This is a genomic window from Xanthomonas populi, from assembly GCF_002940065.1.
GTDB classification, from domain to species: Bacteria; Pseudomonadota; Gammaproteobacteria; order Xanthomonadales; family Xanthomonadaceae; genus Xanthomonas; species Xanthomonas populi.
Genome location: NZ_MDEJ01000360.1, coordinates 1 through 373 on the forward strand (window position 1 = coordinate 1; position 373 = coordinate 373).

At 59.2% G+C, this 373-nt stretch carries 1 protein-coding gene; it reads left to right on the plus strand.

Annotation, left to right across the window (positions count from 1 at the left end; translation table 11 throughout):
* On the plus strand, nt 1–373 hold a 373-nt coding region (locus tag XpopCFBP1817_RS21270; protein WP_146090213.1), incomplete at both ends, for a transposase.

The window sequence follows — 373 nt, forward strand, 5'->3', positions numbered from 1 at the left end:
GAACACCGATGTGCGCGGTCGTTGCGACGCCCCGGCCGGCAAGACGCCGGTGGCCTTCGCAGTCGGTGGGACGCGGCAAAAGCTGTCGATCCTTGCCGCCGTCACCAACAAGGCAGAAGCGCGCTGGATGATCATTGACGACGCATTCAACGCCGAGAAATTGATCGAATGTCTTGCGGCGTTGATCAAGAGCACGAAACACAAGGGGTTCCTGATTCTGGACAACCTGCGTGTCCATCACAGCCCATTGGTCAAGGCATGGGTGGCCAAGCGCAGCAAGAAGATTGAGTTGTTCTACTTGCCCAGCGACAGCCCGGAGCTCAATCCCGAAGAGCGCCTCAACGCCGATCTCAAGCACGCCATCGGCTCGAAG